Here is a 16,558-nt window from a genome sequence, read left to right on the forward strand (position 1 = left end):
TCATGTTTATGGGCAGCACAAGTTTTCTCATGAACAACGTGTGTTAAAATACTTCCAATTCCACGGATCCTTCTATCCCCGATGGCATCACATCCCATGTGGAGGCATCGAAGGGCTTATAATTGATGTTGACAAAGTTGATTTCGTGGTAGTTTCGCCATTCCATTCCATGTTGGTCCATATAGCGGACCCGGTTGGCCATGAGGTTGGCGACTTGGATTTTGATGTCATTTTTGCCGTCTTTCAGAAACTCTCCTATACGGAGTTGGTAGGGAATGCTCCAGGCATAGCCGGCCTCTTGACCATTGATCCAAACTTTGGCACTTTCGTGGACGTTGGCCAGTTTGAGCAAGTAATGCTTGTCCGCTTCTTTTTGTAGGTCAAAGGTCGTGTGGTAAGTGGCTTGGCCTGAAAATGCATCCGCAATATCGTCTCCTTGCCCCGTCCAAGGTTGGATGGTCTCGGTAGTTTGATTTTTTGGAAGCTCAGGTCCTCCCGCATCAAAATGAAGCTCCCAGGGGCCTTCTACAGGGATGGTCTTGGTTGCTTCCGTGCGATAAGTCCATGGGCTGACCGACTGGGCTTCTGCTGCTGCGGCCTGCACCAATAAGCTCTCACCGGATTCCAAATGTACGTTGACGAAGGTTTTGCCTTCTTGACGACGGCTTTTGGCAAGACCGCTTTTTCCTGTGAGTGGATTCATCAGGACTACTGAGGAAGCATCCACGTTCAGGCTGATTTCTTTGTCAATGGCCGCTGCAGTGTGATTTACGAGGAAATAGTACTTGTCATCTCCCACTGTCCTTCGGATAAACTGTAATCCGGTGTCTGCCAAGGTCTCTCTTTCGATGGATTCATTCTCCAGTGCCTGTTGGAAGTTTCCATTCAGGATTACCTTTCCCTTTCCTACTGTGGCCACTCCATGATCATCAAACGTTAATTGTGCCCAGGTGTCCGCCAGGTCCTTTTCTCTTTTTTCTACCTCAAAGTGTCCCGGTACATGCTTTGGCGCCGCTTCAAAGATCACTGTCGCTCCTTCTTTGGCCAATGCAATGGCACTCTCTAGTGTTTGAAGGGGGAAATATTCCATTTGTGGGATCAGAAGCGCTTTGGCCGGTGAGGCCTCTCCATGCGTGAGGATTTTTCCTTCCGCCACCCGAGCTTCTCGGATGAGCTTGTCAGAAGTAAAGTCCACCGAATACCCTTGCCCCATTAGTTTGGTAGTTTGGGCATAAAAGGCCGTAGGGTGAAGCCAGTCATCAATGTGGTGTACCGAGATCATCTGGAACATATTGCCTTCCTCGGCCCAGACATCATAAACGGGCCAATAGACCATCAGCTCATTGTCCGGCTTTCCGGCCTGAAGGACAGACTGGCACCGGGCGATATAGTCGTTGAAGCTTCTGAAATGTGGCCAAAGGCTGTTTTGCTGGGTAAGGTTCAGGGAGGCATAAAACAACCATCCCGGAAAATCAATATCCTGCGGAGAATAGGTGACGCCATGGTAAAATACATGGTTGATGCCTGCAAGGAAGGCTTGGTCCACTTCGGGCTTCATCTGAGAAAAGGAAGACTTGAAGTGCTCGCCGAGCCAAGTAAAAGTTTCGCAGGAAATCAAGGGTTTTCCGGCCAAGTGCCCCGCGGAAGAAGCGAATTTTAGCATGATCGGATCGGGATCCACGTTTCGGATATCGGCACTGTCTCTCCTGAGCCCCGGTATTGGGAAATAGCTGGAGCCGAATGTCTCGCATTCGGGAATATCTACCGTAGCATACAAATCGATCAGGTTTCCTGGAGAGCCGTGAGCTTGGTTTTTGGTCTTTTTACCTTTGCTGTGTGCCCAATCAGTCCAATTCTCCGTAAAGTGTTCCAGAAGGAGCTCATGCAGGGTTTGGCGGTAATCGGATTTGATGCGGGCAGTTTCTTCCGAGTGTTCCTTGCCGAGCAGCTGTGGCAGGTAAGCTTTCAGGTCATAGCCTCTTCGCTGCTGAAATGCTTCCAAGAAGTTTTTGGTGAAATTAGCCCCGTATACTTCAAAACTGTCGTTGTAAAAAGCCCGAATGCCGGGAAGGTCCTCTCCAAAGGCTTCTCCAAAGACATCCAAATAGCGGTTTACGGCTTCGGCCGAAAAGTGATCCAAGGTGTATCCCTGTCCACCCGGAGCGGCCCTTTTGACCTTTTGGCCTGTTTTGCCATTGTAGATGGCCATGATCTTCCAGTTGCCGGAAGATTCCCACGTCAGTTGGCCATCGGCGGTAACTTGGGAAGTGAGCTCTTCCACTTGTCCATCATTTCCATAGGCCATCACTGCGAGAAGTTCTGGGCTGCGTTCGGGATGTTTTTCGTCTTTCCACGTGAGGTTTTGCGAGAATTCCCCCTGCCCGTTGAAGTCAAATTCCTTGGTGACCAGTTTAGAAGCGGCATGGTCAACGTCGACAAATGGCCCCCCGAATGGCCAGCCGGTTCCTTGGGTCAGGTCCACTTGCATGTCCAAGCTGTCGGCTACATTAACAGTATATTTTAGCATTTCCAGCCATTCGTCCGACAAGAAGTCGAGGTAACGGTCTTCGTATCCCTTGGCTCCGTAAATTGGGGCGATTTCCACACCACCAAGCCCCGCATCAGCATATTCATGCAGCAGGTAGCTGAGGTTTTTCTTATCCACGGCGTTGCCCATCCACCACCAGCGGGTCCACGGCTTGGATTGCTGGGTGATTTCCGGCCAGGTATCGGGCGTTATGGAAGGTGTGTCGGCTGCGTTTTCTGAAGGAGTCTGACAAGAAAAAACCATCAAACAGGCAGCTGGAAGTAGTGCTTTTAAGGTGAGTTTCATTGCTAATTTTTACTTTTTGAAATGCGGACGATGCCATTTACGATTGGAGCAAGGTCCTGCTGTGGCCGTTGTATTATTGGGATGGCCAGCCTTTATAAGGTAAACACTTCCTTTAAGGGAAGACTTACTGGTGAATTATCCGGGTTGGTCTCCATAATGTCTGCCATGTAAGCCCACCATTTTTGGACAATGGTGGTATTACCCAAGTCCTGGGAATTGCTGTCACCGGTGACGGTCTGAACGGCAAATAGAGTGGAGGTTTCCCGATCCAGATAGATACTGTAATCCTGCACACCGCTGTCTTTGAGAAGCTTCACCAGTTCAGGCCATATTTCACGGTGCCGTTGCTCATATTCTGCCTCATAGCCCGGCAGTAACTTCATTTTAAAGGCAATTTGTTTTGTCATTTTAAGGGAATTATTGTCCTAGCTCCTAAGAAACATAATAATACGGAAATAACTGTTATGATCTGACAGGTATGAGCGCCGGAGGACTGTTTCGTAGGCTCCCTTGGTGCCATGGTGCGTCAAGCAATATCCAACATGGTGTGTGGCGACTATGAGTGGTGTTTACCGACTCAATAGGAGGTTAAGGACACATTAAAGCCATTTTGCGAAATGGGGAGCGGGATACTACAGCACAAAGAAAAAGAACTTTTACTGTACTTTAGGAGGACAAGATTAGAGGCTTGTAGAGGAAGTGAATTTAGGTAGTTTTTACCAACGTAAAGTTGAATTTACTTTCTGGAATGCAAACAGGTGGCTTTTTGATGTAAAAGCTGATGTAATCAAATGATCGGATAAAACGATGTTTTCCGGTTTAGCAAACCCTAAAAAATAACCCATGAAAAGACAATTAACCCTTAAAAATCCATGGCAGAAGTGTACATTTTTGTTAATGTCCATGGCCTATGGCACGGTAGCTGGTGCAGCGGAAATCCCCTTTCCTGCAAGTTACCTGGAGAAAGAAGTTCCTGAAGTTACCATCAACAAATTAGAAAAGCAGATCAGTGGTACCGTGGTTTCCAGTGAAGATAACCTTCCCTTGCCGGGGGTCAGTATCTTGCTGAAAGGCACCGGAAAAGGGACCGTTACGGACATTGATGGAAATTTCACCTTGGAAGTACCCGACGAAGGGGCGGTATTGACCTTCAGCTCTATTGGTTTTGTGACGCAGGAGATCGCTGTAGGGAGCCAGACTACCCTGAACGTAACCTTACAGGTGGACATGCAGCAGTTGGGAGAAGTAGTGGTCGTCGGGTACGGTACCCAGAAAAAGGCCAATATCACCGGAGCCATTGCCCAAATGGAACCGGAGAATTTAACAGAGCGGCCCATCCAGCGGGTAGATCAAGCGTTGGTCGGGCAGATGGCAGGTGTCCGCGTCAAGCAGACGACCGGCGTCCCCGGGAGAGGATTTGATATTCAAATCCGTGGTGTGGGCTCTATCACGGCCAATAGCCAGCCACTGTATGTGATCGATGGTTTCCCGCTTGAGGCTGCAGGCGGCAATCCCATGGACAATATCAGTCCCAATGACATTGAATCCATCCAAGTCCTGAAAGATGCAGCAGCAGCGGCCATTTATGGTTCCCGTGCCGCCAATGGCGTGGTGATGATCAATACCAAAAGTGGTAAATCTGGCAAAGCACAAATCAGCTTGAACTCTTACATCGGTTTTAACGAAACGGTGAAGAAGCTGGACGTGCTGAGCCCTACCGAGTGGATCGATCGTGCCACCGAAATGATCAATACGCAATGGGAGCAGTCCGGTGAAGGACGCAGTGCATCCCAAAGCTTGGCCGAGCGTGAAGCGATTATTGGTGGTTTTGATCGAAACTACATGTACGATGAGCGCTGGACGATGGAAGGTTATCCGGGCTTGATGCTGGTGGATTGGCAAGATCACCTTTTCCGAAAAGGGCTGGTCCAAAATTACCAACTCAATGCCTCGGGAGGAAATGAAAACGTGAAGTACTTTATTTCCGGGGATTACCTCGACCAAGAGGGCATTGCCGTGGGATTGGACTATAAGCGTTATTCTGCCCGTGCCAATGTGGAAGTGCAGGCAAGCAATAAGCTGAAATTTGGCCTGAACCTGAATCCGTCTTACTCCACCTTAAATGATCCAGGCGTGGAAGGTAAGGATGCGATTACCCATACTACCGTAGGGATGGCGCCAGTGGTAGAAGCGGATGCGGGACTCAATACCGGTGTAGGGGAGATCCCGCTTTATACGTGGGCCAGTTCGCGGTTAAGCCCAATTGCCTATGCGAAATCACGGCTGAATGAAACGACCATTTTCCGGAACTTGGCCACTGCCTATGGGCAATATGACTTTATCGACGGCCTTGCTTTTAAGACCACGCTAAACGTGGACAATGTGGATCAGCAAAATAAAAACTATACCCCTGCTGCGGTGACCAGAAACAATCAAACCACCGGTGGCTTTAACGGGTATCGGAAATTGACTTTTGTGAATGAGAATACCTTGACCTATGTCAAGTCCTTTAACGAGGAACACAACCTGAATGCGGTCATCGGTATGTCGTACAATTTCAATAAGCGAAATACCTATACGATGGGCGGTAATTTTGACGTAGAAGGCATTACCACCCTCAATGCCGCCGTGATCAATGCTGGCAGCACCAATACCACCGAAACACAGAGCACATTGCTGTCTTATTTTGGTCGGGTACAGTACGACTATAAAGGCAAATACTTGGTGTCGGCTTCGGCCAGAAGAGACGGTTCATCGCGCTTTGGGGACGAGACCAAATGGGGCTTTTTCCCTTCAGTATCCTTGGGCTGGAGGCTTTCTGACGAAGCATTCATGCAGGATGTTCCCTTTATCAGTGACCTAAAGGTAAGGGGTAGCTGGGGACTTTCCGGAAACAATGGCATCGGAGATTATTCCCATATTGCGACGTTGGATTTTGCCAATTACTCCTATGGAGGGGCTTTGAGCAATGGCTTGATCCCCGGCAATTTCCCCAATCCTGAGTTGGGCTGGGAAGAATCCGAAATGATGAACGTAGGCCTTGATTTGGGAATACTGGAAAACAGGTTTTACGTATCCTTTGATTACTATACCCGAAAAAACACCAACCTGCTCCTGAACATACCGGTGCCGTCTGCTACAGGCTTTACGACTGCCCTGACCAATATCGGTGAAGTAATGAATAAAGGTTGGGAGTTGGAGTTGACCTCTAGGAATATCACGGGGCAATTTGAATGGACGACAAATGTCAATCTCAGCCATAACAACAACGAGGTAAGGCAGCTTGGTCCGAACAATACGCCGATCTTGGGCGGAAGTTTTGACATTAACCACCGGATCACCATGGTTGGCCAGCCGATGAATACCTTGTTTTTGGTGCAGAATATCGGGATCCTGACCCAAGAGGAAATTGACAATGGAGCGGCCCTTTATGGCAATCAAGAGGAAGGTGATCCACAGTACTTGGATGCTAATAATGATGGTGTGATCGACCCTGATGACAGAATTTTGTCGGGCAATCCTAACCCGGATTATATTTGGGGCATTACCAATAATTTCCGTTACAAAGGCTTTGACTTGAACATCTTGGTGCAGGGCCAATGGGGAGGTTTGATTTATTCTACTTTTGGCCGTGCCATGGACCGTCCAGGCATGGGCTATGTTGAAAATACCTTGGGAAGACACCGCAACAGGTGGCGTTCTCCAGAAAATCCAGGTGATGGGGAGACAGGAAAAGCCGTGTCCAGTTTTGGGCGAATCAAAAACACCGACTGGCTGTATCCTTCCGATTACTGGCGTATCCGAAATATTACGTTGGGATATGACCTCGGACGGCTTATTGCCAATGAAAAATTGCTTTCTGGCGCCCGGGTTTATATGACAGCTGAAAACTTCTTTGGCGGGGATAAATACACCGGAGGGTTTAATCCTGAGGCGGTAAACAGTGATGGGGACGATTATGGCGCATTCCCCTTGTCCAAATCAATTGTATTTGGTGTCAACCTGAAGTTTTAACCCAAAAGAACAAGAACAATGAAAAAGTTGAATAAACTCTATATTACGCTGTTGGGCTTGGCCACTGGAGCAATGGTTTCCTGTGAAAGCAAGCTGGACCAGTCTCCGATTTCATCTATCGGTTCCAATGCCTTTTATCAGAACGAATCAGATTTTATAAAAGGGCTTACAGGTGCGTACAATGGCCTGAATGCTTATCCCATCAACCACTTTGAACTGAGTGAAGTGCGTTCGGATAATATTTACTCTCCAGGGACAGCGGGGGTCAGGGATTATAACCTGATCAATAATTTCAATACCAACTTGGCGACGGCGGGGATAATGAACTCCACTTGGAATGGCCTGTACAATAATATCATGCGCGCCAATACCATTTTGGACAACATCAGTCCTGATGTCCTTCCTGATGAAGCGATGCGCAGTAGGATTGAAGCAGAGGCCAAGTTTTTGCGGGGCTTATATTACTTTGATTTGATCAGGTTTTACGGAAAAGTGCCGCTTTTCGACCGGCCCGTGACGCCACTGGAAGCATTGGAGATTCCAAGAAGCCCCGTAGCAGATGTTTATGGGTTGATCATAGCCGACTTGGAGTTTGCAATCGATAACTTACCAGACGAATATACCAGTGCGGGTGATTTGGGCCGGGCGACTTCCCATGCGGCAAGAGGCTTGCTGGCCAGGGTATACATGACCCGTTCCGGTACACAGCTGCATCCAGACGGTCCCGTGCTCGGCACCAATGAGTGGAGTGAAGCCCTGACCTTGCTGAATGAAATCATCAATAGCGGCCAATTTGACTTGGTGGATGATTATGCAGATATCTTTGCCTATGATAATGAAAACAATGAAGAGATCATCTTTGATATTCAGTTTTTAAGTGGAGGCCTTGGGGTAGGCGGTGAGTATGTGCAGTATCACTATCCTGAAGCCTTTGCCCGATCCAATGGAATTCCATTTGCTGGCGGGACCTTCCCTGATGCACCCAAGACTGTTTCTGCGGATTTGATGGCTTCCTATGAATCCGTCGATGTGCGGGATGATTTCTCGGTTTGGGTAAATTATACCGACGCCAATGGCAATACCGTTCAGGATAGGTTTATCAAGAAATACCTGGACTTGGATAACCTTGGTGTGGACCGATTTGACTTTGAGTTGAACTACCCGGTCATCCGCTATGCCGACATCCTGTTGATGAAAGCAGAAGCCTTGAGCAAAAGTGGTGGCTCCCAAACTGAAATTGACGAGATCGTCAACGAAATCCGGGGTCGAGCAGGCATCAGCACACCCATTTCCAATGTCACGTATGATCAGATCATGGAAGAGCGAAGAAGGGAATTTATCGGTGAAGGCTTGAGGTGGCATGATTTGGTGCGTTCTGGAATGGCCATCGATGTAATGCTGGATTGGATCGCCACGGATGATTCCGGAAATAAGATTTCTACGGACATCACGTCGGACGATATGATTTATGCCGTGCCGATCAATCAGCTGGACGTAAAAGAGGGCCTGTATGAGCAGAATCCAGGCTATTAGAAGTACGAAGTATTAGGTACGAGGACAGTATTAAGATAGATGAAAGAGTCAAGAAGATAGATGAAAGATAGATGAAAGCCATCCGCTAACGGCGGGTGGCTTTTTGATGGAAAAGGTTAAAATAACTCAATTTATGAAACGAAGGGATTTTCTCGGATATACCGCCATGTTACCTGCAATGGCCATGTTTCCATCTTCCTTGGAGCCTTTGCTCCGTGGAGATCCAGTATCAGCGTTTGCCAAACGCCTGGAGCCAATGCACCGATTACTGGAGACGGAAGGGTATTACGTTTGGGGTACCAGTCCCATTTATGATCAAGCAGGAAAAGTCCATGTGTTTTACTCAAGGTGGAAGTCGGAATTTGGCATGGGAGGATGGATCCATCAATCTGAAATCGCCCATGCGGTGGCCGATCGGCCGGAAGGGCCCTATACGTTTCAAGAAGTGGTGCTTTCTCCGAGAGGAGGAGATCATTGGGACGCCACCACTTGTCATAATCCGCATATCAAAGCAGTAAACGGTAAGTTTTACCTCTTTTACATGGGCAACCATAACAAGCGGACCAATACCAAGCGCATTGGCTTGGCGATGGCAGATTCCTTGGATGGCCCGTGGAAGCGACCAGACAAGCCGCTGTTGGAAGCAGGGGAAGAGGGGAGTTGGGACGATCACTGTACCACCAATCCGTCCTTTGTCCAACACCCGGATGGGCGGTGTTTTCTGTATTACAAATCGTGGAATACCTATGAATATGAGCATTATACCGATCCTAAAATACGTGGAAACCGAAAATATGGCTTGGCCATAGCTGATCAACCGGAGGGGCCTTATAGAAAGTATGATGGAAATCCCATCATCAACTATGCGGATAAGGGCGACAATATCCAAGCGGAAGATGGGTTTGTCTGGTTTCAAGAGGGCAAATTCCGAATGCTCATGCGGGATATGGGAATTTACAATCACCAATATGGGCTTTACCTCGAATCCGAAGATGGTATCCATTTCAGTGATCCGCCGGAGATTGCCTATTACGAAACGGATCATTATTTTAGCCAGCCCCCAAAGCCTGGTCATTTGTCGAAGTATGGTCGGTTTGAGCGGCCACAGCTCCTCTTTAAGGATGATCAGCCGGACTACCTCTTTTTGACCAGTCAGGGGGGAGCGTTCATGACCTCGAGTACCTATCTATTTAAAATAAAAGACTAAACCATCATGTATTATTCAAAGGGCAATAAGCTACTTTTTTTGTTTGCGTTTCTGTTGTGCTTCCTTGGCAGTATTTATCACATAACGGCACAAGAATATTGGCATGACATTCCTAGGGAAGTACGGTATTCCCCAGAGGGAAAGGATTTTGTCATCCAGAATGGAGCGCGCAGGTTTAATCGTGCCCTCTACGGCTACCATTCGGATTTTCGCACAGAAGCGGGCGATCAGCCATTGTTTTCTTTTTACCTGCCCGGCATGGGAGGGCATTTTAGGATCGGCGTCCAAGTAGATGGACAATCCATATGGCTCCATGAAGCCGAGCAGGTAAAAGCCAGCTATAGGGCCGGCATGATGATGTATGCCATTGCTGATCCACGCTGGGGCAATGCAACAGTCAGTGTCAACGTAATGCCCTTACGTGCTCAAGAAGGTGCCATTTTTAGGACAGAAACGGAGGGATTGCCTGAAGGGGCTGAATTGGTTTTTGTCTACGGTGGTGTGACCGGTAAACGTTTCAGCAGGATGGGGGACCTTGGTGCTGATCCACCTTCTGTTTTTGACCTTACAGTAGAGAAGTGCCAAGGCAATGATATTGAAATCAATAGCCAAAATGAAATGATATTGGCTTATGGCGAGGCCAAAGATGGCGAAGATCGCCCACGTATGTTGGCCACCTTTCCATCTTCGGCACAACTTAAACGTGCAGCACCGGAAAAGATGGGCAGCCCAGCCACTTTATGGGAATCAGAAGTGGTAGAAGCTCCGGTATTGGCAGGTAAGGTTGCCGCAGGAGAGGAGGCGCATTATGTTGCCATTTACCGCCCCGGATTTCGGGAATTGCCTTATGGAGAATTGGCGACAGCTTATGCCCAAGCGGATGAAGCAAGAAGCCAATTGGCCAATCGCATTCAGGTAGAAACGCCGGATCCTTATATAAACACGATTGGAGGTGCCTTGGGCATCGCGGCGGACGCCATATATGATGCCCCAGCGTACGTCCATGGAGCAGTGGCCTGGCGAATGCCCCTTCCGGGCTGGAGGGGTGCATATGTGGCCGATTGGATGGGCTGGCATGACCGTGCCAAGACGCATTTCGACGGGTATCTGGCATCCCAATATTTGGAGCCCAGTGGGACAAGAAATGATCCTGACACGGCCAAACACCTGGCACGACAGGTGGAGAAGACCGGTAAATCCATCTTTAACCGTGGCTATCTCAGCCGCCGTCCGGGATCCCCATCCTCTCCGCACCATTATGACATGAACCAAGTGTTTTTTGATCAGTTGCTGCGGCACTTTGATTGGACAGGGGATAAGGCTTACTTGCAAGCCGTGTGGCCGTCCATCGAGCGACATTTGGCTTGGGAGAAACGAAATTTCGATCCCGACGGAGATGGCCTATATAATGCTTATGCCAGCATCTGGGCCAGTGATGCCCTCCAATACAACAGTGGAGGAGTGGCCCATGCATCCGCCTATAATTATTTTGCCAATAAAAAAGCCGCTGAGCTGGCGGCCTTTATTGGGGAGGACGGCAAACAGTATGCAGCAGAAGCAGAAGCGATCCTTAAGGCCATGAACGAAACCCTTTGGCTTCCTAGTGGCTGGTATGCCGAATACAAGGATTTTTTGGGTCCCCAAAACCTTCACCCTCAAGCAGGTGTTTGGTCCGTTTATCATACCATTGACAGTGAAGTGCCCGACCCTTTTCAGGCTTGGGAAATGACCCGCTATGTGGACAATCACATTCCACATATCCCGTTGGTGGCCGATGGACTGGAAGCAGGAGCTTTTCATACCCTTTCGACGACCAATTGGATGCCTTACACGTGGTCGGTCAATAATGTGGCCCTGGCTGAGGTGTTGCATACGAGTTTGGCCTATTGGCAAGCAGGAAATACCGACAAAGCATTTAACTTGTGGAAGAGTGCCTTGCTGGAAAGCATGTACTTGGGCGGCAGTCCAGGTAATTTTCAGCAATTGTCCTTTTTGGATGCGATGAGAAGCGAGCTGTACCGGGATTTTGCAGATGCAGTTGGCATGGGAGCGAGGTCGCTTATCGAGGGGCTTTTTGGGATAAAGCCCGATTTGATGAACAACCGGTTGGAGATCAAGCCAGGCTTTCCTGCCGATTGGGATAAGGCTTCCCTGAGCACTCCGGATGTGGGAATTGACTTTAAGCGAAGCGGTGAAGAGGATCATTATACGGTTACCAATAGGTTCGGTCAGGAGATGACCCTGGAGCTGGTGGTGCGGGCCAAGAAAGCAGCCATAAAGCAAGTTTTGGTCAATGGTCAGCCCGGGGAGTGGCGGGTTTTGGCAAACCAAGTGGGTAAGCCTTCCATTATGATCAAGGCGCCCTTGGCAGAGAAAACCCGTATTTCCATATCTTGGAAAGGCACGCCGGTTGAAGTTTTTAGCTTTCCTCAACAGGTTACGGTGGGAGAAAATTTGGTGATAGAAGGGCAAGATGCTGAAGTGCTGAAGTGGCATGATCCGGAGCAGGTGTTTATGGAAAAAGCAATCGCAGATCATGGATTTGAAGCCAAGGTGGGCGAACAAATTGGTGACAAGACCTATTTTGTCAAATTGCACCAAGGTGAATTGACTTGGTGGGAGCCGATCCCCGTAAAAGTTCTGCCAAAGGTGGAAATTACTCCTGCAAATAGCACCTCTTCTTCAGCATTGGCCTTTACGGTCGCCAACCACCAAAAGCAGGCCTTGCCCGTATCCATTCACGTGAATGGCAAACCGTGGAAAGCGGCATTGACCTTGGCGCCGACAGCAGAACAAGCATTTGATGTCCAAGAACTATCCATGCTTCAAACAGGAACTAATTTGGTGGAGGTTTATGACGATGGTGAGTTGATGGCAAGGCAGCAGGTGACCAATTGGGCGTTGGGCGCATCCACCAGAAGCTTGGAGCCAGTGGACCTTTCTAATGCCCTGAACGACAAGGTCACGTCCATTTTCAGAAATAAATACCTAAGTCCGCGTTCTCCTTATCCTACCTTACAGATCCCTGTCCAGGGAATGGGGGATTGGGCATCGTATGCAGCTTATATGGATATCGATGACCAAGGGCTGCGAAAATTGGCGGGTAAGGCTGATCAGTTTGTTTTGCCCCAAGGCATTCCCTTCAGCACTCCGGGAGATTCCACCAAAAACAACATCCTGTTTGCTTCTTTATGGGACAATTACCCCGAGCAGGTAAGTGTAGCGTTGTCGGGAAAGGCCAGCCATGCGTACCTTCTGATGGCGGGATCTACCAATCATATGCAGAGTCGAATGGAAAATGGCCAAGTGATCGTTCACTATCAAGATGGCAGTCAAGAGGTCTTATCGCTTCGGAATCCTGAAAGTTGGTGGCCGATAGAACAGGATTATTTCATTGATGATCATGCCTTTGCGCTAGGAGTGCCCCGGCCGGTTCGGGTTCACTTGAAAACCGGAAAGATCAGCCGTGAAGCCCATGATGACTACACCGCTATCGATCATTTTACCACCTATGGGATAGATGGCGGAGCCGCTACGGTGTTGGATTTGCGCTTGGATCCGGCCAAGGAGCTAAAATCCTTGGAAGTAAAGGCCACTACCATTGAGGTGGTCATCGGATTGATGGCCGTTACGTTGGAGAGGGAATGAAGGAGTGTGGAGATGTGAGAAGTGAGACATGAGGCATTAGAACCAAGAAGGCTGTACCCGGGTTGTGCTGGGGCTCTGCCCCAGGACTGGCAAGCTTTGAGTCTCTGACTCAATTAAGCTGTTCCATGTTTGTAATCCTCTATTCGCAATGTAATGCGCAATTTTCTAATCTTTCAATTTTTAATTGTCACCCTGAGCCCTTCGACAAGCTCAGGATAAACTAAAGTTGAAGGCTAGTGTAGGACCTTGACTCCGCTCCGCCTGACCTCACTTAATTTCATTAACTTAAGAGTATTGAGGGGGGAGGGTACTGTTTCCTAACTTGGGCTTGGATCCTGCCCCGGTACAATCAAGTTTGGAGTAGGCGTGGGCGGCCTTCGGCTACGCTCAGGTGCCCATCGCGGTAGGGATGAAAAAGGGAAAATGCCGACCAGGTTCATGGCCTGACATCCAACCTAGGATCCTTTGAACCATTCCGATCTAATAATTTACCAGCTGGTGCTGCAATAGCAGTCCCAGCTTGGTCAAGGCAGTGGCGGTCTGTTCGTTCCAGTCCAGGCCAAAGCTTAGCCTGAGGCAATTTTTGTACTGGTCTCGTAGGGTAAACATTCTTCCCGGGGCGTATTTGATGCCTAAAGTCAGTGCAGGCTGATAGAGCAATGACGTGTCGATTCGTGGATCAAGCTCGACCCAAAGCAAAAATCCGCCATTGGGGAAGGTGGTTTTGGTGTTTTCGGGAAAATATTCCTGGATTATCTTCAGGTACTTGAGGAGGTTATGATGCAGGGTAACCCTGAGCTGCCTGAGGTGGTTTTCATAGCGTCCCTTGTCCATAAACCTGGCGACCACTTCGTGGGAAAGCGAGGGACTGGATACCTGATGATAAAGTTTGGTTTTGAGTACTTTGTCCCTGTATTTTCCTGGAGCAATCCACCCTACCCGATAGCCCGGGGCCAAGGTCTTGGATACGGCGCTGCACCATAAGACGATTCCTTCCCGGTCAAAACTTTTGCAGGAAAGTGGTCTTTCCGTGCCAAAATATACATCCCCGTACAGGTCTTCCTCAACAAGGGGCACTTGGTGGGTGGTGCAAATATTGACCAGCGCCCTTTTGCATTGAGAAGACATGCTGTACCCCAAGGGATTGCTAAAGTTACTGACGACAATCACGGCGGCAATGGCGGTTTGTTTCAGGGTCTTTTTGACTTCTTCCATGTCAAGCCCATGTTCGCCATGTGTGGGCATTTCCACGACTTCCAGTCCCAAGCTTTGGGCCAACTGTAGGGTGCCAAAGTACACGGGGCTCTCTGTGAGGATGCGGTCTCCTTTTTTGGTGATGGACATGAGTGCTAAGGCCAGGGCATTCATGCAGCCACTGGTGGTGACCAGGTCGTCCGGGGAGAGGGCATGATGCCACAGGGACGTCCGCTGGGCTACTTGGCGGCGAAGGTAGTCATTGCCCGTAATGGGCTCATACTGCACACAAGCATCCGTCAAGTCCAACATGGTCTCACGGACGATTTTCTTCAGCCGGGCAATGGGCAGCATGTTCGTGGAAGGAACTCCGATAGCGAAATTTACGGTTGGGCTGGGTTCATCATGTGCCCCATAGACTTGCTGGATGAGGTCTTCGATATCCCCTGTCCCTTCTTTTTGGGTCGGATGGTAAACAACGGGCGTTTTCTTGCCTTGATTAGGATGATAGGTGACATAATAGCCACGTTTGGGCTGGGCTTCCACGAGTCCTTTTGCTTCCAGCAGGTACAAGGACTGCAGGATCGTGCTTATGCTCATGCCAGCGCTACGGTGCAGCTCCCTCACTGAAGGCAGTTTCTCCCCAAATCGGTAGGTTTCACTTTTGATTTGCTTTTCAAGCTCGGCGGCTAGTTTTTCGTATAGGTTCATGGAAATAGATGGTAGACGTGAGGTTAAAGTAAGGAGTATTGAGTATTGAGTATTAAGTCTTGAGATCGACACAGGTCGAGTCATCTGTATGCTCATCTGCTATCCCCTCATTTCGTACTTCTTACTTTTTCCTATCTGTTATGGTCAAAAATACAAAAACTGTATCTGTAATGAACTGAAAAGGTTTTTTAATTTTGGATAAAATCAAAATAATCATCTGAAAAATAACGGGTATGGAAATTAAAAGGCAGTTAACGTCTCAGTGTGCCATCAAACAGTTTAATTTTAATCAATTTCAATTTGGCGTAGAGGCTACAGATCACATGCTGGTGGCCAGGTACAGTGATGGCCATTGGCATTCGGCGACCATTCAGCCTTATGAACAGCTGGTTTTATCTCCTTTGGCAATGTGTCTTCATTATGGGCAGACGGTCTTCGAGGGGCTGAAAGCTTACCGGCAGGAAGATGACACCATCAGTATTTTCCGCCTAGCGCGCCACCACGAGCGGATCAATCAGTCTTTGCGCAGGATGGCGATGCCGGAAATACCCGAGGAACTTTTTGAAACAGGAATCAGGGAATTGGTGGACTTGGAGCAGGAATGGATCAGGGGAGGGGAAGGAAACTCCCTTTATATCCGGCCGTTTGTGATTGCGACTGAAGCGCGATTGGGGGTCAGTATCTCTACCGATTATTTGTTTATGGTGGTATGCACACCGATGGCTGCTTACTATGCGAAGCCCCTGAAGGTAAAAGTGGAAAGGCACTATACTCGAGCAGTCCCAGGAGGGGTAGGGGCAGCCAAAAATGGCGGGAACTATGGCGCGGCCTATTACCCCGCCCATTTAGCGCAGCAAGCAGGGTTTGACCAGGTGATTTGGACCGATGCCCGTGATCACCAGTTCGTGGAAGAATCCGGGACGATGAACCTCATGTTTATCATAGATGGGGTCCTGCTGACGCCACCGGCAGGAGAAACGGTTTTGGCTGGTGTGACGCGGGATTCGCTGCTGAGCATCGCAAGGGACATGGGCTGGCCAGTGGAAGAGCGGCCAATCAGCTTGAAGGAGCTAGAGGAGGCTTTTAGCACAGGGAAGAAAGTAGAGGCCTTTGGAGCCGGAACGGCAGCAGTGGTAGCCCCTTTGGAGCTTATCCAGATAGATGGCCAAGATTTTCGGCCCTATATCGCCGAGGATGCTCAGATGTACCAATTGAAAGCTCGACTGTCAGCCATCCGTGCCGGGAAGGAGAAAGATCCTTATGCTTGGAATACCGTGCTGGAAAAAGCCTTGACAAAGTAAGCGGAAAAGTCTCAAAAGTCTGAAGACTTTTGAGTGTACTGGTCCAGGTCTGAAGACTTGGACCAGTTTGTTTTTTACCTGGGTATAAGAGCTGCAAAAATAAAAGTTGTCTTCTGA

General features: G+C 48.9%; 8 protein-coding genes. 5 read left to right on the forward strand and 3 right to left on the reverse strand.

Annotated elements, in window-relative coordinates; all coding sequences use genetic code 11:
* Positions 1-43: 43 nt before the first annotated feature.
* Positions 44-2,833 (reverse strand): glycosyl hydrolase, encoded by a 2,790-nt coding sequence (locus ECHVI_RS07950; RefSeq protein WP_015265447.1) that lies wholly within the window; start codon positions 2,831-2,833, stop codon positions 44-46.
* A gap of 92 nt (positions 2,834-2,925) precedes the next feature.
* Entirely contained in the window at positions 2,926-3,240 is a 315-nt protein-coding gene (gene rhaM, locus ECHVI_RS07955) for an L-rhamnose mutarotase (protein WP_015265448.1), read from the reverse strand.
* Between the two features lie 436 nt (positions 3,241-3,676).
* Between rhaM and ECHVI_RS07960 the strand changes: the two genes are divergently transcribed.
* The 4 genes from ECHVI_RS07960 to ECHVI_RS07975 all read left to right on the forward strand — a co-directional run bounded on the left by ECHVI_RS07960 (position 3,677) and on the right by ECHVI_RS07975 (position 13,235).
* Positions 3,677-6,847 (forward strand): SusC/RagA family TonB-linked outer membrane protein, encoded by a 3,171-nt coding sequence (locus ECHVI_RS07960; protein WP_015265449.1) that lies wholly within the window; start codon positions 3,677-3,679, stop codon positions 6,845-6,847.
* Between the two features lie 18 nt (positions 6,848-6,865).
* A complete protein-coding gene (locus tag ECHVI_RS07965; RefSeq protein ID WP_015265450.1) occupies positions 6,866-8,380 on the forward strand; it encodes a RagB/SusD family nutrient uptake outer membrane protein in 1,515 nt (504 codons plus the stop codon).
* A gap of 133 nt (positions 8,381-8,513) precedes the next feature.
* Entirely contained in the window at positions 8,514-9,587 is a 1,074-nt protein-coding gene (locus ECHVI_RS07970; RefSeq protein ID WP_015265451.1) for a glycoside hydrolase family protein, read from the forward strand.
* Between the two features lie 6 nt (positions 9,588-9,593).
* A complete protein-coding gene (locus ECHVI_RS07975; protein WP_015265452.1) occupies positions 9,594-13,235 on the forward strand; it encodes a DUF4450 domain-containing protein in 3,642 nt (1,213 codons plus the stop codon).
* Between the two features lie 480 nt (positions 13,236-13,715).
* Here ECHVI_RS07975 and ECHVI_RS07980 read toward each other — a convergent pair whose 3' ends face one another.
* Positions 13,716-15,140, reverse strand: a complete 1,425-nt coding sequence (locus tag ECHVI_RS07980) for an aminotransferase-like domain-containing protein (RefSeq protein WP_015265453.1) — start codon at positions 15,138-15,140, stop codon at positions 13,716-13,718.
* Between the two features lie 233 nt (positions 15,141-15,373).
* Between ECHVI_RS07980 and ECHVI_RS07985 the strand changes: the two genes are divergently transcribed.
* Positions 15,374-16,441: a branched-chain amino acid aminotransferase gene (locus tag ECHVI_RS07985; RefSeq protein ID WP_015265454.1), complete on the forward strand. Its 1,068-nt coding sequence runs from the start codon at positions 15,374-15,376 to the stop codon at positions 16,439-16,441.
* Positions 16,442-16,558 lie beyond the last annotated feature (117 nt).

The sequence above is a fragment of the Echinicola vietnamensis DSM 17526 genome (assembly GCF_000325705.1).
Taxonomy (GTDB): domain Bacteria; phylum Bacteroidota; class Bacteroidia; order Cytophagales; family Cyclobacteriaceae; genus Echinicola; species Echinicola vietnamensis.

What these genes read in the sequence shown, in the direction of transcription:
- ECHVI_RS07950 (WP_015265447.1), bottom strand. Translation starts at nt 2,833, where the DNA reads ATGAAACTCACCTTAAAAGCACTACTTCCAGCTGCCTGTTTGATGGTT.
- rhaM (WP_015265448.1), bottom strand. Translation starts at nt 3,240, where the DNA reads ATGACAAAACAAATTGCCTTTAAAATGAAGTTACTGCCGGGCTATGAG.
- ECHVI_RS07960 (WP_015265449.1), top strand. Translation starts at nt 3,677, where the DNA reads ATGAAAAGACAATTAACCCTTAAAAATCCATGGCAGAAGTGTACATTT.
- ECHVI_RS07965 (WP_015265450.1), top strand. Translation starts at nt 6,866, where the DNA reads ATGAAAAAGTTGAATAAACTCTATATTACGCTGTTGGGCTTGGCCACT.
- ECHVI_RS07970 (WP_015265451.1), top strand. Translation starts at nt 8,514, where the DNA reads ATGAAACGAAGGGATTTTCTCGGATATACCGCCATGTTACCTGCAATG.
- ECHVI_RS07975 (WP_015265452.1), top strand. Translation starts at nt 9,594, where the DNA reads ATGTATTATTCAAAGGGCAATAAGCTACTTTTTTTGTTTGCGTTTCTG.
- ECHVI_RS07980 (WP_015265453.1), bottom strand. Translation starts at nt 15,140, where the DNA reads ATGAACCTATACGAAAAACTAGCCGCCGAGCTTGAAAAGCAAATCAAA.
- ECHVI_RS07985 (WP_015265454.1), top strand. Translation starts at nt 15,374, where the DNA reads ATGGAAATTAAAAGGCAGTTAACGTCTCAGTGTGCCATCAAACAGTTT.